Here is a 21,436-nt window from a genome sequence, read left to right as displayed (position 1 = left end):
CTGATGACCGAACGACTCATCGCCGACAAGCCCGTCGGCGGCAAAAAAAACTTCATCGAACGCAAAGTGCCTGCCCTTCCCGAGGATTACATCCCCCGAGGCAGTCCTGCGCGCGCAGCGTCACGTGAGCAACTCCATCACGACGCTGCGCCATCAACTCAGCTACATGCTGATCGCCCGCCTCGGGCAGTGCCCCTGCTGCGGAAGGGCACGAGAAAAACTACTCTTGTGACACAGTAAGACTAGGGAACCGCTGATTTATTCGTGCAGATCTCGATGGCCGAATGAGCGGTGGACGGCGAGGATGGAGGCATGAAACAGACGAGCTTTGCGAGCCTGGAGCACTCGGGCAAGAAGCGCCAGACGAGGCGCGAGAAGTTCCCGGGCGAGATGGAGCGCGTGGTGCCGTGGTCGGCGTTGTGCGGACCCTCAGATGCACGAAGCCAAGAAGGGCCAGCAGTACTACTTCGGCATGAAGGCGCACATCGGCGTGGATGCCGACTCGGGCCTCGTGCGCAGCGTGCATGTGACCTCGGCCAACGAGCGCGACGTGGCCAACACGCATGCGCTGCTGCACGGCCAGGAGCGCCGCGTACATGCCGACTCGGGCTACACGGGCGTAGCCAAGCGAGAAGAGATCGCCAACGCGCAAGCCGACGGGGTGCACAAGTGCCTGGCGGAGTTGGTCGAACACAAGAAGGCACAGATCCGGGCGCGGGTGGAGCATCCGTTCCACATCGTCAAGAACCTGTTCGGCCACAAGAAGGTCAGCTACCGCGGGCTGGCCAAGAACTGGGCGCGCATGTACAGCCTGTTCGCGCTGGCCAACCTCGTGATCGCCAAGAGGCCGCTGCTCAGGCCTGCAGGGGTCAGTGCGCCCTGAAGGTCAAGACGAGCTCGCCAGTCGTTCGAAACCCGAGGAAACGCGCGCTCGCCGCGGTGCAATGGCGTTCGCAGAGAAGCCGTCGGCGCCAGGCATTGAATTGATCAGCTCATCCTCAGAAGTAGTGCGTGTACATCAGCCCCACATGGTCGCCCTTGATCTTCGGGGCGCCATCTCTTGAAGGCGTGAAGTTCTCTTTCACGTAACGCAGCTTCACCGCCGAGTGCGGCGTGATCAGCAACTCGCCTTCGAGCACGCGGCCGGTGGCGTGGCGGTAGTCCTGGTTCAGCGCGCTCGCGTCACCGCTGCCGCGCAGCTTCGTGCCGAACACGAACTGCGCGCCCGCGCCGAAGCGCAGGTTGTTCGTCACCGCGAACAGCCCCATCAGCTCGAGCGGAAAGCGCTGGAAGCGCAAGGTGCCGCCGGCGGCCTTGCGGCGGTCGATCTGGAAGCCGAGGTTCATCTGCAGCGCGAACGGCTCGGCCACCCAGTACTCGGCACCAGCGAACACCTGCAGGCCGCGGCCGGCGTCCATCTCGGCACCGGAGCCTTCGACGAGGTTGTCGCCCCCCGCGGTGACGCCGCCCCCCAGCGAGAACTTCAGCGGCGGCCCGCCGTCGGCTGCATGGGCCACGGAGGTGGCCAACGTCAGCGCGACGGTCAGGGCGGCCACGGCGGCCGGTCGGAATTGGGTGGATTCGGTCATGAAGAAAGTCCTGCGCAATGTCGGAAACGACGTCGATGCACCTCAGGCGCCGCGGCTCAACCGCAGGTCCACCTCGCGGTCGACGTACGCCCACTCGGGCGACGCCCGCAGCGCCGCCACCAGCGCCTCGAAGGCCTCGGCATCGGCCGGCGCGTACTCGAACCAGGTCAGGAAGTCGAAAGGCTGCGGCGCTTCGAGGTCGCGGCAATGGTGCAGGCGCCGCGCCACCGCCGGCAGGTAGTCCAGCCCGATCGCGATGTGGCGCGATTGCGCCTCGAAGATGGCGCGCCGCTCGTCCTGCGTCATGGCCCACCAAGCCGCGTTCTTGCGGATCGGGATCAGCGCAGCGCGCGTGGCCTCGGGGCGGCCGAGCGCTGGCTGCCGGGCGAGCAGTTGCTGTTTCTCCGAGCGCTCCACATAGCGCTCGTTGCTGGTGATGCCGCGCAACTGCCACGCCGCGCCGGTCGGCTCGGTCCCGCCGCCAGCCTCGACGACCTGCAACCGTGCCGCCGCGGGAAGGCTGTCGCCCGTCACGGCGCCGATGCGATCGACTCGCCATGTCCCTTCGGAGCTGCCGATGAAATCGAACAGTCGTGCCGACACCACCGTCACGGCGTGTCCCTCACGAACACCATCCCCATCACGCCGACCGACAGCGTGTGTCCGTCCACCGAGGTGTATGACGCCACGCCGAGCGAGTGGTAGCTCGACACCAGCGCGGCCAGCGAGCCGAGGCCAAGCGCCTTCGCGAGGACATTGCGCTCGCCGATCGCGGCACGCACGCTGTCGCGGTGTCGCTCGGCCGACGGGTTGAGCACGACGGCGAGTGCCAGCGTGGCGGCCACCAGGCCCAGGACGGTGAAAAGACGGCGTGACGACATGGTGACAGGCAAGAGTCGGAAAAATCGGGAAAGAAATTCAGAGCGGAATCGGCAAAAACGACCGGCGATTGTCGCCGCGACCGGCTCGGGACCGCGCGAGGTGGTCCCAGGTCAGGCCGCCCGCAGCACCGCCGTCCGCAGATCGATCTCGCTCGGCACGCGCTTGAAACGCAACACGCGGTAACCGGCGGCCGTCAGCATGCCGTCGCGCGCCGCCACCTCGGCGGCATCGCGCGCGTGGCTCGCGTCGTCCAGTTCGATCAGCGCCAGCACGTCGAACTCGCGGCTGCACACCACGAAGTTCGCGAATTGCCGCTCGAAGCGGCCGCGCGTCGACCGGTGGCTCGCCGTCAGCAGCGCCGACAGCGACACCTGCGCCAGCACCCGCTGCTCCGGAAACGCCTCGCACAGCCGCTCGAACATCGGCTGCTCCTGCTTGCCCAGCGGCCGCCGCGCCACCGGTGCCGCACCCGGTTCGCGCGCCGCCCGGTTCTTCATCACGCCCAGCGCGGCCAGGCCGGCCAGCAGCAACACGGTCAACACCAGCACGATCGTCATGCGCGAGCCCTTGCATCGAATTGCGATCGGGCGATTGTGCGGGACCCCACTCATCCAAGGGGGTTGCCGGGCGTCACGTCGACACGCCGGGTGTAACCAAGCTCCGCAATTGCAACCGGACACCGTGCACTGCGTCACACAGGCATCAGTCTTGCTCATACCGGTTTCTGTTTTTGTCATATTGGTGCCTTCCCTGAGTCGTGGTCAATCGATCACGGCGGCGGGCGGCACGCGAGGAGAAGTTACTTGCCAGGACCCCGCATGCCCACCCCGATTCGACCCGTTCTGCGCGCTGGCGTCGTGCTGTGCTGCGCACTTGTGCTGGCGGCCTGCGGCAGCAAACGCGAGGGTGCGACGCAGGTGGCCGCCAAGGTGAACAAGCAGGAGATCTCGGTTCACCAGATCAACTTCCTGATGCAGCGCCAGGGCAACCTGAAGCCGGAACAGGTCGAGACCGCGAGCCGCAAGACGCTCGACGCGCTGATCGACCAGGAACTCGCGCTGCAGGCCGCCAACGAGCAGCGCCTCGACCGCGATCCGCGCGTCGTGCAGGCCATCGAAGCCTCGCGCCGCGACATCCTGGCGCGGGCCTATGCCGAGCGGCTGGCCGAGAGCGCCGCGGTGCCGACCGACAAGGAGGTCACCGATTACTACAACGCGCACCCGGAGCTGTTCGCGCAACGCCGCGTCTACACGCTGGTGGAGACGGCGGTCGAGGCCACGCCGGCGCAGCAGCAGGCGCTGAAGCCGCAGCTCGATGCCGCGAAGAACGCCGACGACGTGGCGGCCGCGTTGCGCGTGGCCGGCCTGCGCTTCGGCACGCGCCAGCTGACGCAGGGCGCCGACGCGCTGCCGATGCAGGCCGCCGCGCCGATGGTCGCGCTGAAGGAAGGCCAGTCGCACGTGATCAACGGGCCGCTGGGCGCACGCGTCCTGACCATCGTGTCGGTGAAGCCCGCGCCGCTGGCCGCCGCGGAAGCGAAGAACGCGATCCAGCAGTACCTGCTGGTCGACCGCAAGCGCCAGGTGGTGGACCAGCAGCTCAAGCAGCTGCGCGCCGCGGCCCGCATCGAGTACCAGGGCAAGTTCGCGCAGGCCGCCGGCGAGCCGGCACCGGCCGACGGCGTCGCGCCGGTGGTCGTCACGACGCCGACCGCGGATGTCTCGGCCACCAGCGCAGCCAGCCCCGCCGCGTCGAGCAACACGCTCGATGACTCGTCCGTCAACAAGGGACTCTCGAACCTGAAGTGATGCAAACACCCGCTATCGCCATGACGATGAATCGCCTTGCCCAACGCGCGACCGGTGCCGTCACGGTCGCCGTGCTTGCCGCCGCCTTGCTTGCTGCTTTCACTGCACTCGCGCTCGGCCCGTCCCTAGCGCACGCGCAGACGACCCCCGCGCCCGCCACCACCGCGGCCATCGTGAGCGGCAACGCCCCGGCCGTGCCGCTGGACGCCAAGCAGCCGCGCGAGTACGTGATCGGCGCCGGCGACGTGCTGCGCGTCGCGGTGTACCAGAACCCCGACCTCGCGATCGAGACGCGCGTCTCCGACACCGGCCAGATCAGCTTCCCGCTGCTCGGCCAGGTGACGGTCGGCGGCCTCACGGTGCCGCAGGTCGAGAAGGCGCTGGCCGACGGCCTGCGCACCGGCAACTTCGTCAAGCAGCCGCAAGTGACGGTGCTGGTGACGCAGGTGCGCGGCAACCAGGCCTCGGCGCTCGGCATGGTGAACCGGCCGGGCCGTTTCCCGATCGACGTCAGCGGCATGCGCCTGAGCGAGCTGCTCGCGCAGGCCGGCGGCATCGCGCCCGGCGGCAGCGATGTTGTCATCTTGACCGGTATCCGCAACGGGCAGCCCTACCGCCTTCAGGTCGATATTGCGGCACTATTTGCAGGCGGTGCGCAGAACCAGGATCCGGTGGTGCTGAACGGCGACACGATCTACGTCGAGCGCATGCCCACCATCTACATCTACGGCGAAGTGCAACGCCCCGGCGCGATCCGCCTCGAGAGCAACATGACGCTGATGCAGGCACTCGCCAGTGGCGGCGGCCTGACACAGCGCGGCACCACGCGCGGGCTGCGCGTGCACCGGCGCAACGGCGAAGGCCGCGTCGAGGAACTGCAGCCCGGGATGAACGACGCGCTGCAGAACGGCGACGTGATCTACATCCGCGAAAGCCTGTTCTGACGAGTCACCACAAGAAGAACCCCACCACAACCTCTCACCGCTGCGAGCCTCGCCCATGTCCTTCTCGCAATTCATGTCCATCCTGCGGGCCCGCTGGAAAGCGGCGCTCGCGATGCTGCTCTTCACCCTCGGCACCGCGCTCGCGTTGAGCCTGCTGCTGCCGAAGAAGTACACCGCCAGCGCGGCGCTGGTGATCGACGTCAAGTCGCCCGACCCGATCGCCGGCATGGTGCTGGCCGGCATGATGACGCCGGGCTACATGTCGACCCAGGTCGACATCATCACCAGCGACCGCGTGGCCCAGCGCGTGGTGCGCGACATGAAGCTGAACCAGAACGCCGAGAGCCGCGCGAAGTGGCTCGATGCCACCGATGGCGCCGGCGACTTCGAGTCCTGGCTGGCCGAGGCGCTGCAGAAGCACCTCGACGTGAAGCCCTCGCGCGAGAGCAACGTGCTGAACGTCAGCTACACCTCGCCCGACCCGAAGTTCAGTGCCGCGCTGGCGAACGCCTTCGTGCAGGCCTACATCGACACCAACCTCGACCTGCGCGTCGACCCGGCCAAGCAGTACAGCAGCTTCTTCGACAGCCGCGCGAAGGAACTGCGCGAATCGCTCGAGAAGGCGCAGGCCAAGCTGTCGACGTACCAGAAGGACAAGGGCCTGGTGTCGACCGACGAACGCTTCGACGTCGAGAACGCCAAGCTGAACGAGCTGTCGACGCAGCTGATCACGCTGCAGGCGCTGAGCGCCGAATCGACCAGCCGCCAGCAGCAGGCCGCGCTGTCGCCGAACCAGTTGCCCGACGTCATCAACAACCCGGTGGTGGGCGGCCTGCGCGCCGACCTGTCGCGCCAGGAGGCCCAGCTGCAGCAGCTGAGCACGCGCCTGGGCGACGCCAACCCGCAGGTGCTGGAGCTGAAGGCCAACATCAACGAACTGCGCTTGCGCTACGACGCCGAGGTGCGCCGCGTCAGCAGCAGCATGGGCGTGAACAACAACATCAACAAGGCGCGCGAGGCCGACGTGCGCAATGCGCTGGAGGCGCAGCGCAGCAAGGTGTTGAAGCTGAAGGACCAGCGCGACGAATCCCAGGTGCTGCAGCGCGACCTCGAGGCCGCGCAGCGCGCCTACGACGCGGTCGGCGCGCGGCTGACGCAGACCAGCCTGGAGAGCCAGAACAACCAGACCAACATCGCGATCCTGACGCGCGCCTCGGTGCCGGCACGCCATTCGTCGCCGCGGCTGCTGCTGAACATGCTGGTCGCGGTGTTCCTCGGCGGCATGCTGGCGGTGGGCATCGCGCTGCTGCGCGAGCTGATCGACCGCCGCGTGCGCAGCCCGGAAGACCTGGTGCGCACCATCGGCCTGCCGGTGATCGGCAGCATTCCGCAGCCCATTCGCAAGCGGCTGCTCGGCGGCAAGCAGCGCTTCGTGCTGCCACACCGGGTGCTGGCGCGGCTGCCGGGTGCTTCATCGAAACTGGCCGTCGCCAACGGCACGAGGGGGCGCTGAGCCATGGCGAACATGAGAGACGGAATGGCCGGCTTCGGCGGCAGCGCGCGCGGCCTGAACGGCGTCGGCGGCGTCAATGGCTCCGGCCAGGGCGACGGCGCGGACAGCGCCTACACCGACCGCCCGCAAGGCGGCCAGCAACTGCACGACCGCAGCATCGGCGACATCATTGCCGGGCTGAAGAACCTGTCGTCGCAGCAGGTCGAGACGGTGCTGGCCTACCAGCGCCAGCACCGGCTGCGCTTCGGCGAGGCGGCGGTGGCGCTCGGCTTCGCGAGCGACGACGACGTGCTGTATGCGCTGTCGCAGCAGTTCCACTACCCGTATGCGCCCGAGGAGCGGCGCGACCTGAGCCGCGAGCTGGTCGCCGCGGTGCAGCCGTTCAGCCAGCAGGCCGAATCGTTCCGTGCGATCCGCAGCCAGCTGATGATGCGGCTGTTCTCGGCCAACGAGCCGAAGCGCGCGCTGGCGGTGGTGAGCCCCGAGCCGGGCGACGGCAAGACCTTCTTCGCGGCCAACCTGGCGGTCACGCTGGCCCAGCTGGGCGGGCGCACGCTGCTGGTCGATGCCGACATGCGCGGCCCGCGCCAGCACGAGGTGTTCGCGGTGCCGAACGGTGCCGGGCTGTCGAACGTGCTGAGCGGCCGCAAGGAAACCAACGTCATCCACCAGGTGCCCGACCTGCCGAGCCTGTTCCTGCTGCCGGTCGGCGTGACGCCGCCGAACCCGCTGGAGCTGGTCGAGCGGCCGGCCTTCAAGCTGCTGCTGCGCGAGCTGCTGTCGAAGTTCGACCACGTGCTGGTCGACACGCCGGCTGCGTCGTACGGTGCCGATGCCGGCGTGATCGCGGCGCGCTGCGGCTCGGCGCTGGCGATCGCGCGCAAGAACCAGTGCCACATGAACGGCCTGCAGGACCTGGTCACCAGCCTGGCGGAAAGCCCCGCCAAGCTCGCTGGCGTCGTCCTCAACGACTACTGACATGGCCGCCTTGCCGACCCCGGGACCGGACGCGAGGTGGCGCGCGCTGGCCACGCCGTGGCTGCTGCCCGCGCTCGGCCTGGTGGCCATGTACGGCCCGAGCTTCTTCGACCTGCTGAACGGCATCTGGCGCACCGACGAGCAGGGCCACGGCCCGATCGTGCTCGGCATCTCGATCTGGCTGCTGGTGCGGGCCTGGCCGGCCGCGATGTCGGTGCCGGGCGACCGGCCGCGCCCCTGGCTGGCGTGGCCGATGCTGCTGGTCGCGGCCTTGTCGTATGCGCTCGGCCGCTCGCAGGGCATCCTGATCCTCGAGATCGGCTCGCTGCTGTGGATGCTGGTCGGCCTGGTGCTGCTGCTGCGCGGCCCGGGCGCGCTGAAGCGGATGTGGTTCCCGCTGTTCTTCATGCTCTTCATGATCCCGCTGCCCGGCACGGTGGTCGATGCGCTGACGCAGCCGATGAAGCTCGCGGTGTCGTACGTCGCCGAGAACATCCTGTACCGCATTGGCTACCCGATCAGCCGCACCGGCGTGATCCTGCAGATCGGCCAGTACCAGCTGCTGGTGGCCGATGCCTGCGCCGGCCTGCACACCTTGTTCACGCTCGAGGCGCTCGGGCTGCTGTACCTGAACCTGGTACGCCATGCATCGGTGTTCCGCAACGTCGCGCTCGCGATCCTGATCGTGCCGATCAGCTTCTGCGCCAACGTGATCCGCGTGATGGTGCTGACGCTCATCACGTACCACTTCGGCGACGAGGCCGGCCAGGGTTTCCTGCACGGCTTTGCCGGGCTGGTGCTGTTCATGGCCGCGCTGCTGCTGATCACCGGCGCCGATTCGCTGCTGCGGCTCGGCGTGCGACACAAGGTGGCGGCATGAGCACGGCCTTCGTTCCGAACTGGAAGCGGGCTGCCGCGGCGCTCGCGCTGATGCTGGGCGCCGTCGTGCTCGCGCAGGCCTTCACGCCGCGCGCGCGGCTGGCCGCGCTCAGCAGCGACCTGAAGCTCGAGACCGCGATCCCGCGCGCGTTCGCCGGCTGGCGTGTCGACAACGGCACGGTCGCGCAGGTGATCAACCCGCAGCAGGTCGCGCTGCTGAACACGCTGTATGCGCAGACGCTGACGCGCACCTACATCGGCCCGAGCGGCGAGCGCGTGATGCTGTCGATCGCCTACGGCGCGGCGCAGGCCGGCGAGCTCGAGCTGCACCGGCCCGAGGTCTGCTACGTGGCGCAAGGCTTCCAGATCCGCGGCGGCGGCCATGCGGCGCTGCAGGCCGACGCGAGCCGCGTGCCGGTGCAGCGGCTGCTCGCCAGCCTCGGGCCGCGCAGCGAGCCGATCAGCTACTGGATGCGCGTCGGCGACGACGTGATCCCGTCCGGCATGCAGCAGCAGGTCTCGCGCATGAAGCAGGGCCTGCGCGGCTGGATCCCCGACGGCCTGCTGTTCCGCGTGTCGAGCATCGCGACCGACACCGCCCCGGCCTACGCGATGCAGGAACGCTTCATGGCCGACCTGCTGCAGTCGGTCGACCCGCGCACACGGCGCTTCCTGATCGGGCCGGTGAGCCCGTCGCAGGGTCCTTCTGACGCGAGCGTCGCCGCCACCGCCCCGTGACGAGATGCCCATGAACCCGCCCGACGTCTCCGTCGTCATCGTCAACTACAACGGCCTGCGCTTCCTGCCCGAGTGCCTGGACACCGTCCGCGCCGCGTTCACGCGCCACAGCGCCGAGGTCATCGTGATCGACAACGCGTCGGTCGACGGCAGCCAGGCCTTCCTGCGCACGCGGCCCGACATCCGCTACATCGAATCCACCGAAAACCTCGGCTTCACCGGCGGCAACAACCGCGCCGCGCGCGAGGCGAGTGGCCGCGTGCTGCTGCTGCTGAACAACGACACGCGTTGCGACGGCAGCCTCGATGCGCTGATCGACGAGGCGCTGCAGACCGAGGTCGGCGTCGCCGGCTGCCACCTGGTGTATGGCGACGGGCGGCTGCAGTTCTCGGTCGGCTTCGAGCACACGCCGGTGCGCATCGCGCTGTCGTGGCTGGGGCTGGAGAAGCACTGGCGCACGCCGGACGTGTTCCGCCGCGTGCAGACCCGGCCCGGCTTCTATGCGCAGTCGAGCCCGTCGGTCGACTGGGTGTCGGGCGCCTGCCTGGCCACGCGTCGCGAGGTGTGGGAGCGCCTGGGCGGCCTCGACGATGCATTCTTCATGTACTGCGAAGACGTCGACTACGGCCGCCGCGTGCGCCAGCTCGGGCTGCGCGCCAGCTACCGCGCCGACGTGACGGTCACGCACTACGAAGGCGCGGGCAAGGCCTGGGCCGGCCGCGCGACGGTGCTGCGCACGCTGCGCTCGTACCTGCTGTTCGTCACCAAGCATTTCGGGCGCGGCGCGGCCTCGCGGCTCGCGCTGTCGCTCGGGCTGGTGTTCTCGGCCAAGGCGCTGGCGCATGCCGGCCGGGCCATGCTGTCGCAGACCGCCGAGCGCCGCGCGCTGCAGCGCGACAAGCGCAACGGCTACTTCAATGCGGCGCAGCAGTCGTTCGCGGCGTGGTGGAAGCAGACGCCGGTGGTGGCGAGATGACGCCATGAGATTCGCCGGCCGCCTCCTCTGCCTGATCGCCTTCGTGTCGCTGCTGTCGCAGTTCGGCAAGACGCTGCTCGGCATGGCCCACGTGCCCAACATCATCCCGCCGCTGCGCGACGGTCTGTTGCTGCTGCTGGTCCTGTTCGCGATCAGCCGCACCGATGTCTTCAAGGCGCGCGGCTTCTACCTGTGGGCGCTGCTGTGCATCGCGGCGATCTCGGCCACGGTGTTCGTCGCCGCGTTCGACGACCGCCACATCCCCGGCCTGTACTACGCCCGCATCTACCTGCTGCCGCTGCTGTTCGCGGTGGCGCTCGAAGGCATCGTGCTGCGCGCGAGCGACGACGACGTGCGCGCGCTGCTGCGCATGAGCTTCTGGTGCGGCCTGCTCGTCGTGTTCATCGCGTTCGGCATCTTCGCCGCGGTCGAGCTCAGCCCGCGCCTGCTGCGCACGCTGATGGGCGACGACACCGGCACCGGCCCGCTCGCAAGCGCCTGGTACATCGCCGGTGGCACCTGGCTGCGCATGGGCCTGCCTGCCACCGGCCCGAACTCGCTCGGCCTCGCGCTCGGCCTGTATGCGCTGCTGGTCGGCGGCGTGCTGTTCTCGCGCAAGCCGCGACCGGTGCCAAGCGTCATCGTGGCGGCCGCGCTGGTGTTCGCGCTGCTCGCGGTCGCCCTCACCTTCTCGCGCAGCAGCTGGCTGGCGATCATGCTCGGCACCGCGGCGCTGGTGCTGGCCTGCGTGCCCGGCGGCGTGCTGTTCAGCCCAGCCAACCTGACGCGCATGGTGCTGGCCGGCGCGGTCTCGATCGCGCTGATGGGCGTGGCCCTGCTGCTGCTCGACAGCTACAGCGACGGCGCCGTCAGCCGCTGGGCGCTGCTCAACTTCAGCGGCACCGACCCGTCGATGGTCGGCCACCACAAGTCCTTCGTGATGGCGATCGAATCGCTGGACGACTACGCCTGGCTCGGCTACCCGAAAGGCACGGTCGGGGCGCGCGCGGCGCTGTTCGGCGGCACGCTCTACAACGTCGAGAACAGCTTCCTCGCGGTGTTCTTCGACATGGGGCTGCCGCTGGGCGCGCTGTTCATGCTGTCGATCGGCGGCATGCTGTCGGGGCTGTGGGTGCACCGCAGCCAGTGGTCGGTGCTGATCGGCTTCACGGTCTGCGCGTTCTTCCTGCCGTACAACTTCGAGCCCGACATCGTCGTGTTCTTCCTGTTCGTCTTCACGCTGCTCGGCCGTTTCATGCACGGCCATGCCGCGGTCTTCGCGCCGCCGCGCGCGCCTTCGCTCTACCAGTCCACCCTCGCCACGCATGAACTTGCCTGAATCGCCGGCCCCCGCGGCGACGGTCGCATCGACCCCGCGCGTGCTGCTGCTCGCGCCCTTCCTCTACGGTGAAGGCTCCGCGAACGGCGGCGCCGCGTTGTGCTGGGCCCAGCTGAAGGAGCTGGCCGGCGTCGCGACGGTCGCGTTCCTCGGTTTCCGTGGGGCCGACGGCGACGAGCGCGATGGACGCGACACACGCGATCTCGCGAGCCTGAAGTCGCACTGCGCCGAGGTCGACAGCGTGCCGCTGCAGATCGCGCGCAGCGCGGTGCTGCGTGCGCGCCTCGGCTCGTTCGCATTCGGCGCCCCCGAACTGGCGCGGCTGTGCCGCACGCCGGCGATGGAAGCCGCGCTGCGCGCGATGCTGCAGCGCTTCCGCCCCGACGTGGTGTGGATCCAGTTCCCGCAGATGGCGCAGTACGTCGCGCTGTGCGACGGCGTGCCTTGCGTGATGGACGTCCAGGACGCCTACAGCCTGTCGGGCTTTCGGCAGGCGCAACGCGCGCCGAGCCCGCGCAACTGGCTGAACTGGGTCGCGTGGGCGCGCTACGAGGCGCGCCACTACCCGCGCTTCGCCGCGGCGCTGACGCTGTCCGAGCAGGATGCGCAGGTGCTGCACGCGCTGAACCCGGCCACGCGCGCGTTGTCGATGGGGCTGCCGCTGGCCGACGACCAGGCGCTGCAGCGGTCGCACGTCGCCGCCGTGGCCGGCCAGGTCGGCTTCGCCGGCAGCTTCGGCCACCAACCCAACCTCGAAGGCATGGCCTGGTTCCTGCGCGACATCTGGCCGCGCGTGCGCGAGCGCATGCCGCAGGCGCGCTTCGTCGTGGCGGGCCGCAACCCGCCGGCCACGCTGACGGCGCAGGCCGGCGACGGCAGCGGCGTCGAGTTCAGCGGCTTCGTGCCCGACATCCATGCGTTCTACGCCAGCAACGCCGTCACCGTGGTGCCGCTGGTCAGCGGCGGCGGCGTGAAGATCAAGACGGTGGAGGCGATGCTCGCCGGCTCGGCGGTGGTGTCGACGCGCATCGGCGTCGAGGGCACCGGCGCGCTCGACGGCTGCCATGCGATGGTGGCCGACGAAGCGCAGGCCTTTGCCGACCACATCGTGCGGGTGCTGTCGGACGATGCACTGCGTGCGCGGCTGTCGGAGGCGGCGCGCCAGCATGCGGGCGTTGCGTTCTCGGCGCGCTCGTGGCGCGAGCGCGTGCTGGCGACGGTGAAGGCATCGCTGAGCGAGGCCACCGCATGAGCAATGTGCCGATGGACTCGCAACACAAGATGTCCGCCGCCCGCGGCACGATGTGGGCCTACGTGCAGAACTGGGCCGCGCGCGGCATCACCTTCGTCGTGTTCTTCGCGCTCGCGCGCCTGCTCGGCCCGGCCGAGTTCGGCGCCTTCGCGGTCGCGATGGTGTTCCTGACGCTCGGTGAGATCTTCGTCGAGCAGCTGTTCGGCCACGCGCTGGTGCAGCGCGCAGCGCTGAGCCCCGAGCACATCAACGCCGCGTTCTGGACCACGATGGCCTGCGGCATCACGCTGGTGCTGCTCGCGCTGACCTGCGCGCCGCTGTTCGCCCGCGCCTTCGACAGCGAAGGCATCCAGCCGGTGATCATGGCGCTGTCGCCGGTGTTCCTGCTGATGGCGCTGTCGGCAGTGCCCGCCGGGCTGCTGCGCCGCTCGCTCGACTACCGCACGCTCGCGCGCCGCACCGCCACCGCCAACCTGCTGAGCGGCGCGGTCGCGATCGTCGCGGCGCTGATGGGGCTGGGCGTCTGGTCCTTCGTGCTGCAGCAGCTGTGCTTCCACGTCACCGGCACCGTGATCCTGTGGCGCCACGAGACCTGGCGCCCGCGCTGGGCCTTCGACCGCCGCGCGCTGCACGACCTGTCGGGCTTCTCGGCGCGCATCACCTTCGTCAAGCTGCTCGACCTGGCCGAGACCCGCGTGGTCGAGCTCGTCGTCGGCCGCCAGATGGGCCTGGCCCTGCTCGGCAACTACGCGCTTGCGGCCCGCGCGCAGCTCGCCGCGACGCAGCTGCTGGCCGCACCGCTGTGGGATTCATCGATCTCGGTGTTCGCCCGCGCGCAGGTCAACCGCGACGCGCTGCTCGACGCGATCGCGTCGCGCTCGGTGCTGGCCGCGACCTTCATCGTGCCGGCCTTCCTGCTGGCCGGCGGCTCGGGCGCAGTGCTGGTGCCGGCGGTGTTCGGCAGCCAGTGGCACGACGCGGTCGCGCCGTTCCAGATCCTGTGCCTGTTGGGTGCATTGCGCACCATCGCCTTGCTGTATTCGTCGGCGGTGCAAGCAACCGGTGCGGCCGGCGCGATGGTTCAGGTCGGCATCGTGCGCTGCGCCTGCAGTTTCCTGGTACTGCCCTTGCTGTTGCCCTTCGGTCCCGCGGGCGTTGCCGCCAGCCTGTTGTTCGGCCAGATGGCGGCGGTGCCCATCATCTTCCGCGTCATCCGTCTCTCCCTGGAGATCCAAGCCATGCCCATCATCCGTCAGATCGCCAAGCCGGTGCTGGCCGCCGTCCTCGCTGCCGCCGTCGGCTTCGCCATCGCGAACTTCGCGCAGACCCGTGTCAATCCCGTGGTCGGATCGGTGGTGAGCCTGGGCATCAGCGCGGCGCTGTATGCGTTGCTGATCGTCGCGCTGATGCCGCGCGTGCTGCTGCGGCATGTGTCGCGGCTGCCCGGCGCGGTGGGGGCCGGTGGCGTGCGCTTGCTGGAAGGCGTGGTGCGCCTGAACGACGGCATGATGGTGCGGGCCTACCGCCTGCTGATGACGCTGGCGCGGCCGTTCGCGGCGAAGCCCGCGAAGCCCGGCGAGGTGGTGATCGTGATCGCCGATGCGTACTCGATGATCGGCTCGGTCGGCGACCAGGCGCTGGTCGGCGGGCTGACCACGCTGCTGAAACAGGCCGGCATCAAATCGGCCCGCGTGCTGTGCCGGCCCGGCGTGGACATGCCGGTCGGCGGCGACGTGGCCTTCACCGCGATGCCGCTGTGGGGCCGCCTCGGCCAGGCCGGTGCGGTCGCGAACGAGCTCGCCAAGGCGCGCGCGCTGATCGTGATCGGCGCCGACGTGCTCGACGGCTTCTACTCCCGCTTCGAATCGATGCTGCGCCTCGAGGTGGCCGGTTTCGCGGCGCGCCGCGGCGTGCCGGCGATGGTGTGCAGCTTCAGCTTCAACGACCGGCCCGACCCGGCGATGGCCGGTGCGTTCCGCAAGCTGCCGCAGGGCGTCACGCTGCTGTGCCGCGATGCGGTGTCGCGCGAGCGGGTCGCGCAGCTGGTGGGCGAGCGGGTGAAGCTGACGGCCGACCTCGGCTTCCTGCTGGAACCGTCGGCCGCGAGCGCGCTGGAGCGCAGCGTCGCCACCTGGCTGTCGCAAACGCCGTCCGGCACCGGCCCGGTGATCGCGTGGAACCTGTCGCCGCATTCGCTGAAGCTGCTGACGGCGAAACAGCGCGACGATGCCGTGTCGGCCTCGGCCGCCGCGATCGCACGCCTGGTGAACGAGCGCGATGCCCGCGTGGTGCTGGTGCCGCATGATTTCCGCCCGCATGCGAGCGACCCCGAGATGCTGGCCGACGTGTTCTCGCGCCTGCCGGTCGAGGTGCAGCCGCGCGTGCTGCTCGCGCAAGGCCCGTACACCGCGGCCGACGTGAAGCAGTGCTGCCAGCATTTCGACCTGGTGCTGACCGGCCGCATGCACCTGATGATCGCGACGCTCGGCCGCGACATCCCGGTGGTGGCCGTCGAGTACCAGGGCAAGTTCGCCGGCGCGCTGCGCCACTTCGGACTCGGCGCGGAATCGCTGCTGAGCCCGCTGGAGGTCTGCGATCCGGACAGCCTGTACCGCTGCGTCTGCGCGCGCCTGGACGCACTGGCCGACACGCGCGCGCAGATCCGTTCGCGCCGCCCGGCGGTCGAACAACTGGCATCGGCGGCCCTCGCCGTGCAACTGGGAGCATGAGCCATGAACGTGGTTACCCGCGGTCTTCTTCGAGCGGTCCTCGCGCTGGCCTGCTGTGCGGCGCCGTGGTCGGCGTGGTCCGCCACGCCCTACCAGCTGGGCATCTACTACTACCCCGGCTGGTCGCCCAACGTGAAGGGCGCGGCCGAGCCTGACACCTGGTCGTCGATCAAGCCGTTCGCGAAGGACCGCGAGCCGATGCTCGGCTGGTACCGCGACGACAAGGCCGTCACGCTGGACCGCCAGCTCGGCTGGATGGCCGATGCCGGCATCTCGTTCGTGATCTTCGACTGGTACTGGGAGAACGCGAAGCCGGCGTTGCAGACCTCGGTGCTGGCCTACCTGGCCGCGGCGCAGCGCTCGAAGGTCAAGTACACGCTGATGTGGGCCAACCACACCGCCGAGCCGAAGACGCTGGCCGAGTGGGATGCGCTGGTCGATTTCTGGATCGCCAACCACATGAAGCGGCCGGAGTACCTGCGCATCGACAACAAGCCGGTGATGTTCGTGTTCTCGCCCGACGTGCTGCGCGGCCAGGCGACCGCGATGCAGACGACGACCGCGGCGATGCTGACCCGCGCGCGGGCCCGAGCGAGCGCCGCCGGGCTGCCGGGCATCTACTTCGTGCTCGGCGTGGTGGCCTCGCAGTTCTGGGTCAGGGACTACGCATTCAACGGCGGCTTCGACGCGATTTCGGCCTACAACTACCACTTCGGCATCGCCGGCGAGGATTCGACGCGCACCCCGTACTCGAAGAGCTACGACGAGCTCGACCAGTACTACCGCATGCAGTGGAACTGGATCGTGAAGTACAGCAAGCTGCCGTACTTCGTTCCGATGACGGCCGGCTGGGACCGCACCCCCTGGGGCGGCAGCTCGCAGCCGGGGCACGACAACTCGGTGTCGACGCCGGCCACCTTCGAGGCCCACCTGCGCGCCGGCAAGGCGCTGATGGACGCCAACCCCGACCGCACCAAGCGCATCGGCGTGCTGTGCTGCTGGAACGAGTATGGCGAGGGCTCGATCATCGAGCCGACCAAGAAGTTCGGCATGCAGTACCTGGAGAGGATTCAGGATGTCTTCGTCCCCTGACGCAGCCGCCGCGTTGCGCGTGACGGTGCTGCTGCCGCGGCACCTGGACGTGGCCGCCTGGGCGCAGCGCCATGCGCGCGGCGAGGTGCCCGATGCGACGCCCTACGGCTACCACCATGCGCTGCAGCAGGGCTGCAGCCTGAGCTTCTCGCGCGCGACGCCGACCTGGCCGGGCGCGCTCGGCCTGGTCGACCGCGCGCTGCGCAAGCTGCTCGGCTTCGACCTGCGGCATGTGTGGGCGAACCGCGCGCTGCTGCACGCCGACCGCGCCGGCGTGATCTGGACGCACACCGAGTACGAGCACCTGGGGGTCGGACTGCTGCGCCGCGCGGGCATCGTCACCGCACCGATCATTGCGCAGTCGATCTGGCTGGTCGACGAATGGAGTCGCTGGTCGGGTGTGCGCCGCCGCTTCGTGCGCTGGCTGATGGGCGATGCCGAGGCGGCCACCTTCCACTCGCCGCTGAACATGGTGCGCGCCCGCGAGCTCGACCTGGGCGAGCGGCAGGTGATCGTCGACTTCGGCATCTCGCTCGACAGCTACCCGATCGCCACCGAGCGGCCGCAGGCCGAACTCGACGGCACGCGGCCGCTGCACGTGCTGGCGCTCGGCAACGACCGGCACCGCGACTGGGAGACGCTCGCGCAGGCGCTGGGCGGCCGCGCCGGCGTCGAGCTGCGGATCGGCTCGAGCCATTTTCCGGCGCGCCTGGCACAGCCCAACATCAGCGCGCAGGCGATGACGCAGGCCGAGGTGGTCGCGAACTACGGCTGGGCCGATTGCGTCGTGGTGCCGCTGCACGAGAACCTGCACGCCTCCGGCCTGACCGCGGTGCTCGAAGCGACCGCGCGCGGCGTGCCGGTGGTCGCCACGCGGGCCGGCGGGCTCGACCACTACTTCGACGACGACGGCATCGCGTTCTGCGCGCCGCACGACGCGGCCGACCTGTGGCGCGCGATCGATGCGCTGGTGACGACGCCGGGCCGGCGCGCAGCCCAGGTCGCGCAGGCGCAGCAGCGGCTGCTCGATCGGCGCCTCAGCTCGGAGGGCTTCGCGATGCGCCACGTCGAGCTGAGCCGCCGTCTCGTCGGTGCGGGCCATGAGCCCGCGGCCGTTCCTGCCACGACCTTGCGCACACCTTGATGACGATCACGACCACCCGCCGCCCGCGCCTCGGCGTGGACTTCCACACCTGGGACGGCATCTTCCAGGGCTCGCGCAGCCACATCCTCGGGCTGTACCGCGAGGCGATCCGGCTCGCGCCGGACATCGACTTCGTGTTCCTGCTCGACGGCATCGACAGCCTGCGCGAGGCGCACGCCGAGTTCCGTGCGCCGAACGTCGAACTGGTGCGCATGACGCACCAGCGCGCGCCGATCCGTCTCGGGCTGCAACTGCCGTGGCTGCAGTGGAAGCACCGCATCGACCTGCTGCACATGCAGTACCGGCTGCCGTTCGTGCGCACCGGCGCGTGTGCCTGCACCATCCACGACCTGCTGTTCGAGACGCACCCGCAGTTCTTCCCGCGCAGCTTCGTGCTGCAGTCGAAGCTGACGTTCCGGCATGCGGCGCGGCACGCGAAGCTGCTGTTCGCGGTGAGCCAGTTCTCGAAGGGCGAGATCGCGCGGCTGTACGGCGTGACCGCGGATGACATCGCGATCACCTACAACGGCGTCGACCCGCAGCGCTTCAGGCCCGGCCCCGATGGCGCCGACGCGGTGCGCGAGCTCGGGCTGGAACCCGGCGGCTACCTGCTGACGGTAGGCCGGCTGGAGCCGCGCAAGAACCACGAGACGCTGATCCATGCGTATGCCGAGCTCGGTGCCGATGCGCCGCCGCTGGTGATCGTCGGCCAGCGCGACTTCAGCTACGAGCAGATCGACCGGGCGGTCATGAAGCATGGCCTGCAGCAGCGCGTGCGCTTCCTGTCGAGCGTCGGCGACCAGGCCTTGCCGGCGGTGATGCGGCATGCGCTGGCGTTCGCGTACCCGGCGTTTGCCGAAGGCTTCGGCATGCCGGTGGCCGAGGCGATGGCCAGCGGCGTGCCGGTGATCACGTCCAACACGACGTCGCTGCCCGAGGTGGGCGGTGCGGCGGCGCTGTATGCCGACCCGAATTCCCCCGCCGAGCTGGCCGCCGCGTTGCGGCAGGTGCTCGGCGATGCAGCCTTGCGCGAGCGCATGCGCGTGCAGGGCCTGGAGCAGGTGCGCCAATTCGACTGGCAGCAGTCGGCGCAGGTGCTGGTGCACGGTGTGCGCCGCTTTTTCGAACCGGGCCGCATGCAAGCTCACATCCAGACCTGACCATGAACAAGACCCTCCGCATCCTCGGCACGCGCGGCGTGCCGGCCGCCCACGGCGGTTTCGAGACCTTTGCCGAGCACCTGGCGCTGTACCTGGTGGAGCGCGGCTGGCGCGTGATCGTGTACTGCCAGGAGGACGGCACCGGCCCGGTGTTCGAAGACAGCTGGCGCGGTGTCGAGCGGGTGCGCATGCCGGTGGATGCGCCCGGGCCGAAGGGCACGATCCTGTTCGACTGGCAGGCCACGCGCCATGCCGCGAAGCACCGCGACCTGTGCCTGACGCTCGGCTACAACACGGCGGTGTTCTGCACGCTGCTGCGGTTGAAGGGCGTGCCGAACCTGATCAACATGGACGGCATCGAGTGGTCGCGCGCGAAGTGGGGCGGTGTCGCGAAGACCTGGTTCTGGATGAACGACTGGGCCGGTTGCTGGCTCGGCAACCACCTGGTGGCCGACCACCCGGAGATCAAGCACCACCTGAGCACGCGCGTGAACGCGAACAAGGTGACGACGATCGCCTATGGGGCCGACCCGCTGCGCGACATGCCGACCGGCCCGGTGCACGGCCTGGGCCTGGAGCCCGGCCGCTACCTGACGCTGGTGGCCAGACCCGAGCCGGAGAACTCGATCCTGGAGGTGGTGCAGGGCTTCTCGCGCGCGCCGCGCGGCGTGACGCTGACGGTGCTCGGCAACTATTCACAAGACAACGCGTACCACCGCGCGGTAAAGGAAGCCGCGAGCCCCGAAGTGAAGTTCGTCGGCGCGATCTACGACAAGCCGACGGTGCAATCGCTGCGTTTCCACAGCATGGCGTACGTGCACGGCCACCAGGTGGGCGGCACCAACCCGTCGCTGGTAGAGGCGCTGGGCGCGGGCAACGCGGTGATCGCGCACGACAACCGATTCAACCGCTGGGTGGCCGGGCCGCAGGCGGGCTACTTCAGCGGTGCCGATGGTTTTGCGGCAACGCTCGACGCCGTACTGAAAGACCCGGCGCGATTGGCCGCGATGCAGCAGGCCAGCCGCAGCCGCTTCGAGGAATGCTTCACCTGGAACCACATCCTGGCGCAGTACGAGCAATTGCTGCTGCAGTGGCTGCCGGCGGCTCGCGATGCGGGTGCGCGCGAACAAGGGCGTGCTTCCTGAGATGGGGGTGAAAGAGACCAAATGGGCGGATGAAGCGTGCGGGCGCTCGCATGCTCAACCTTCTGTTCAATCTTTTCCCCCCAACCAGAGCGGCTGGTGCTTAGCGGCGGGTGAGGGGATGGGCTGGGGGCGATTTCTGGGGCGACGGAGAAGATCGGCTTTGGGGATGGCACGCGCCAGCGTGAGCCCCCAGCCCATCCCCTCACCCGCCGCGACACGCAGAAGCGACGACACCACACAACAGCTGCTCACAAGCAGACATCGCCCATTCAGGGGGGGCCCCCTCTCCACCGGCCCTGCGCTTGCTTACGATCGCTCGTTGCCCACGGCGCACGAGAGCGAAGCCATGATGTCCCTGCCTGTCGAGGTCGAAGTTGCGAAGGCACTCATCGACGATTCCGCCTTCATCACGATCCGCGGCGTGCGCTTGTCGCTCGATGAATTGATCGAGCCGCGCCTCGCCGACATCACGCACCTCGACGAGTTGCGAGCCCGCATGCAGTCGGCCACCCCCTACCCCCACCTCGTCGTGCAGGACTGGTTCAACCCCCGCCTGCTGGAACTCGTGCGCGAAGAGTTCGAGGTGCTGCCGCGCGACAACTGGAGCACGCAGACCAATGCCTATGCGCGCGTCGAGCGTTCGCGCGTCGGGGCCCGCATGGGGCCGGCCAGCCAGCTTTATTTCTGGACGCTCAGCTCGAGCTTCTTCCTGCACACGCTGTCGCACATCACCGGCGTGGCCGATCTGGTCAGCGATGCCCACCTGTTCGGCGGCGGCCTGCACGAAACGCTGTCCGGCGGCTCGTTCGGCATCCATGCGGATTTCGATCGCCACCCGCGCACCGCGCTGAACAACGAGATGGTGTTCATCACCTACCTCAACAAGGACTGGCAGCCGCCATGGCACGGCGCGCTCGAGCTGTGGGACGCCGACCGCAAGCAGTGCGTCAGCACCGTCGAGCCCGAGTTCGGTCGTTCGATCCTGATGAGCCACGGCCGCACCCACTACCACGGCCATTCGAAGCCGCTCGCGGTGCCGGAAGGCGTCACGCGACGCTCCATCGCGGCCTACTACTACGCCAACCGATTCGCGCGCGAAGACCGGCGCGAAGCCATGCTGTCCACCTACCTGTTCGCGAGCCGCAGCGACCGCAGCAAACAGTTGCTCAAGCAGATCCTGCCGCCGATCGTCGTCTCGGCGATCAAGCGGCTGGCACGCCGATAATTCATCCCCACGCCCCCACAACAAGACCTTCGGAACGAAACCG

19 protein-coding genes and 3 pseudogenes are annotated in these 21,436 nt (G+C 69.2%); 18 read left to right on the top strand and 4 right to left on the bottom strand.

The window, feature by feature from the left end:
• The 3 pseudogenes from ACXJLU_RS20825 to ACXJLU_RS20815 form a co-directional block, all read left to right on the top strand.
• Nucleotides 1-240 (top strand): annotated as a pseudogene (locus ACXJLU_RS20825) (IS701 family transposase); the annotation flags it as partial.
• Between the two features lie 72 nt (nucleotides 241-312).
• A pseudogene (locus ACXJLU_RS20820) lies at nucleotides 313-420 on the top strand (IS5/IS1182 family transposase); the annotation flags it as partial.
• A 4-nt stretch (nucleotides 421-424) separates the two neighbouring features.
• Nucleotides 425-883: pseudogene (locus tag ACXJLU_RS20815) on the top strand (transposase); the annotation flags it as partial.
• A 115-nt stretch (nucleotides 884-998) separates the two neighbouring features.
• On the opposite strand, the gene ACXJLU_RS20810 reads toward ACXJLU_RS20815, so the two are convergent.
• The 4 genes from ACXJLU_RS20810 to ACXJLU_RS20795 form a co-directional block, all read right to left on the bottom strand.
• Nucleotides 999-1,589: an outer membrane beta-barrel protein gene (locus ACXJLU_RS20810; protein WP_457334238.1), complete on the bottom strand. Its 591-nt coding sequence runs from the start codon at nucleotides 1,587-1,589 to the stop codon at nucleotides 999-1,001.
• 42 nt (nucleotides 1,590-1,631) lie between these two features.
• Entirely contained in the window at nucleotides 1,632-2,201 is a 570-nt protein-coding gene (locus tag ACXJLU_RS20805; RefSeq protein ID WP_457334236.1) for a chlorite dismutase family protein, read from the bottom strand.
• The gene (locus ACXJLU_RS20800; protein ID WP_457334234.1) at nucleotides 2,198-2,470 is read right to left on the bottom strand and encodes a hypothetical protein; all 273 of its coding nucleotides are present in this window, start codon (nucleotides 2,468-2,470) and stop codon (nucleotides 2,198-2,200) included. Before ACXJLU_RS20800 ends, ACXJLU_RS20805 begins: the two co-directional genes overlap by 4 nt.
• 111 nt (nucleotides 2,471-2,581) lie before the next feature.
• Nucleotides 2,582-3,028, bottom strand: coding sequence for a DUF2726 domain-containing protein (locus ACXJLU_RS20795; RefSeq protein WP_457334232.1), 447 nt, complete (start codon nucleotides 3,026-3,028; stop codon nucleotides 2,582-2,584).
• A 261-nt stretch (nucleotides 3,029-3,289) separates the two neighbouring features.
• Here ACXJLU_RS20795 and ACXJLU_RS20790 point away from each other — a divergent pair, with 261 nt between their 5' ends.
• The 15 genes from ACXJLU_RS20790 to ACXJLU_RS20720 all read left to right on the top strand — a co-directional run bounded on the left by ACXJLU_RS20790 (nucleotide 3,290) and on the right by ACXJLU_RS20720 (nucleotide 21,393).
• Nucleotides 3,290-4,279 (top strand): EpsD family peptidyl-prolyl cis-trans isomerase, encoded by a 990-nt coding sequence (locus ACXJLU_RS20790; RefSeq protein WP_457334230.1) that lies wholly within the window; start codon nucleotides 3,290-3,292, stop codon nucleotides 4,277-4,279.
• Nucleotides 4,280-4,305: 26 nt separating this feature from the next.
• A complete protein-coding gene (epsE, locus tag ACXJLU_RS20785) occupies nucleotides 4,306-5,223 on the top strand; it encodes a polysaccharide export protein EpsE (protein WP_457334228.1) in 918 nt (305 codons plus the stop codon).
• A gap of 55 nt (nucleotides 5,224-5,278) precedes the next feature.
• Nucleotides 5,279-6,736 carry a chain length determinant protein EpsF gene (gene epsF / locus ACXJLU_RS20780; protein ID WP_457334226.1) on the top strand — a complete coding sequence of 486 codons (1,458 nt, stop codon included), beginning with the start codon at nucleotides 5,279-5,281 and terminating at the stop codon, nucleotides 6,734-6,736.
• 12 nt (nucleotides 6,737-6,748) lie between these two features.
• Nucleotides 6,749-7,714, top strand: coding sequence for a polysaccharide biosynthesis tyrosine autokinase (locus ACXJLU_RS20775; RefSeq protein WP_457334224.1), 966 nt, complete (start codon nucleotides 6,749-6,751; stop codon nucleotides 7,712-7,714).
• Nucleotide 7,715: 1 nt separating this feature from the next.
• Complete coding sequence (gene xrtB / locus ACXJLU_RS20770) at nucleotides 7,716-8,594, top strand: exosortase B (protein WP_457334222.1); 879 nt, start codon at nucleotides 7,716-7,718, stop codon at nucleotides 8,592-8,594.
• Nucleotides 8,591-9,331 (top strand): exosortase-associated protein EpsI, B-type, encoded by a 741-nt coding sequence (epsI, locus tag ACXJLU_RS20765; protein WP_457334220.1) that lies wholly within the window; start codon nucleotides 8,591-8,593, stop codon nucleotides 9,329-9,331. The genes xrtB and epsI overlap by 4 nt, the downstream gene beginning before the upstream one ends.
• A 10-nt stretch (nucleotides 9,332-9,341) precedes the next feature.
• A complete protein-coding gene (locus ACXJLU_RS20760; protein WP_457334218.1) occupies nucleotides 9,342-10,307 on the top strand; it encodes a glycosyltransferase family 2 protein in 966 nt (321 codons plus the stop codon).
• Nucleotides 10,308-10,311: 4 nt separating this feature from the next.
• On the top strand, nucleotides 10,312-11,646 hold the full coding sequence (locus tag ACXJLU_RS20755) for a hypothetical protein (RefSeq protein WP_457334216.1): 1,335 nt from the start codon (nucleotides 10,312-10,314) through the stop codon (nucleotides 11,644-11,646).
• Nucleotides 11,633-12,898 (top strand): glycosyltransferase family 4 protein, encoded by a 1,266-nt coding sequence (locus tag ACXJLU_RS20750; protein ID WP_457334214.1) that lies wholly within the window; start codon nucleotides 11,633-11,635, stop codon nucleotides 12,896-12,898. The genes ACXJLU_RS20755 and ACXJLU_RS20750 overlap by 14 nt, the downstream gene beginning before the upstream one ends.
• A complete protein-coding gene (locus ACXJLU_RS20745; protein WP_457334212.1) occupies nucleotides 12,895-15,627 on the top strand; it encodes an oligosaccharide flippase family protein in 2,733 nt (910 codons plus the stop codon). Before ACXJLU_RS20750 ends, ACXJLU_RS20745 begins: the two co-directional genes overlap by 4 nt.
• Before the next feature lie 3 nt (nucleotides 15,628-15,630).
• Nucleotides 15,631-16,719: a glycoside hydrolase family 99-like domain-containing protein gene (locus ACXJLU_RS20740; RefSeq protein ID WP_457334210.1), complete on the top strand. Its 1,089-nt coding sequence runs from the start codon at nucleotides 15,631-15,633 to the stop codon at nucleotides 16,717-16,719.
• Nucleotides 16,703-17,863, top strand: a complete 1,161-nt coding sequence (locus tag ACXJLU_RS20735) for a glycosyltransferase (protein WP_457334208.1) — start codon at nucleotides 16,703-16,705, stop codon at nucleotides 17,861-17,863. The genes ACXJLU_RS20740 and ACXJLU_RS20735 overlap by 17 nt, the downstream gene beginning before the upstream one ends.
• A complete protein-coding gene (locus ACXJLU_RS20730) occupies nucleotides 17,863-19,023 on the top strand; it encodes a glycosyltransferase family 4 protein (protein WP_457334206.1) in 1,161 nt (386 codons plus the stop codon). Before ACXJLU_RS20735 ends, ACXJLU_RS20730 begins: the two co-directional genes overlap by 1 nt.
• Nucleotides 19,024-19,025: 2 nt before the next feature.
• On the top strand, nucleotides 19,026-20,168 hold the full coding sequence (locus tag ACXJLU_RS20725; RefSeq protein WP_457334204.1) for a DUF1972 domain-containing protein: 1,143 nt from the start codon (nucleotides 19,026-19,028) through the stop codon (nucleotides 20,166-20,168).
• A gap of 346 nt (nucleotides 20,169-20,514) precedes the next feature.
• Nucleotides 20,515-21,393, top strand: coding sequence for a 2OG-Fe(II) oxygenase (locus ACXJLU_RS20720; RefSeq protein ID WP_457334202.1), 879 nt, complete (start codon nucleotides 20,515-20,517; stop codon nucleotides 21,391-21,393).
• Nucleotides 21,394-21,436 lie beyond the last annotated feature (43 nt).

This window comes from Rhizobacter sp. P5_C2, from assembly GCF_054049715.1.
Note: the sequence above shows the minus strand (reverse complement) of the source record. Positions and strands in the feature narration are given on the sequence as shown.

Bases quoted from the DNA above. Each gene is read 5' to 3' on its own strand.
- ACXJLU_RS20810 (WP_457334238.1), bottom strand. From the start codon at position 1,589: ATGACCGAATCCACCCAATTCCGACCGGCCGCCGTGGCCGCCCTGACC.
- ACXJLU_RS20800 (WP_457334234.1), bottom strand. From the start codon at position 2,470: ATGTCGTCACGCCGTCTTTTCACCGTCCTGGGCCTGGTGGCCGCCACG.
- ACXJLU_RS20795 (WP_457334232.1), bottom strand. From the start codon at position 3,028: ATGACGATCGTGCTGGTGTTGACCGTGTTGCTGCTGGCCGGCCTGGCC.
- ACXJLU_RS20790 (WP_457334230.1), top strand. From the start codon at position 3,290: ATGCCCACCCCGATTCGACCCGTTCTGCGCGCTGGCGTCGTGCTGTGC.
- epsE (WP_457334228.1), top strand. From the start codon at position 4,306: ATGAATCGCCTTGCCCAACGCGCGACCGGTGCCGTCACGGTCGCCGTG.
- epsF (WP_457334226.1), top strand. From the start codon at position 5,279: ATGTCCTTCTCGCAATTCATGTCCATCCTGCGGGCCCGCTGGAAAGCG.
- ACXJLU_RS20775 (WP_457334224.1), top strand. From the start codon at position 6,749: ATGAGAGACGGAATGGCCGGCTTCGGCGGCAGCGCGCGCGGCCTGAAC.
- xrtB (WP_457334222.1), top strand. From the start codon at position 7,716: ATGGCCGCCTTGCCGACCCCGGGACCGGACGCGAGGTGGCGCGCGCTG.
- epsI (WP_457334220.1), top strand. From the start codon at position 8,591: ATGAGCACGGCCTTCGTTCCGAACTGGAAGCGGGCTGCCGCGGCGCTC.
- ACXJLU_RS20760 (WP_457334218.1), top strand. From the start codon at position 9,342: ATGAACCCGCCCGACGTCTCCGTCGTCATCGTCAACTACAACGGCCTG.
- ACXJLU_RS20755 (WP_457334216.1), top strand. From the start codon at position 10,312: ATGAGATTCGCCGGCCGCCTCCTCTGCCTGATCGCCTTCGTGTCGCTG.
- ACXJLU_RS20750 (WP_457334214.1), top strand. From the start codon at position 11,633: ATGAACTTGCCTGAATCGCCGGCCCCCGCGGCGACGGTCGCATCGACC.
- ACXJLU_RS20745 (WP_457334212.1), top strand. From the start codon at position 12,895: ATGAGCAATGTGCCGATGGACTCGCAACACAAGATGTCCGCCGCCCGC.
- ACXJLU_RS20740 (WP_457334210.1), top strand. From the start codon at position 15,631: ATGAACGTGGTTACCCGCGGTCTTCTTCGAGCGGTCCTCGCGCTGGCC.
- ACXJLU_RS20735 (WP_457334208.1), top strand. From the start codon at position 16,703: ATGTCTTCGTCCCCTGACGCAGCCGCCGCGTTGCGCGTGACGGTGCTG.
- ACXJLU_RS20730 (WP_457334206.1), top strand. From the start codon at position 17,863: ATGACGATCACGACCACCCGCCGCCCGCGCCTCGGCGTGGACTTCCAC.
- ACXJLU_RS20725 (WP_457334204.1), top strand. From the start codon at position 19,026: ATGAACAAGACCCTCCGCATCCTCGGCACGCGCGGCGTGCCGGCCGCC.
- ACXJLU_RS20720 (WP_457334202.1), top strand. From the start codon at position 20,515: ATGATGTCCCTGCCTGTCGAGGTCGAAGTTGCGAAGGCACTCATCGAC.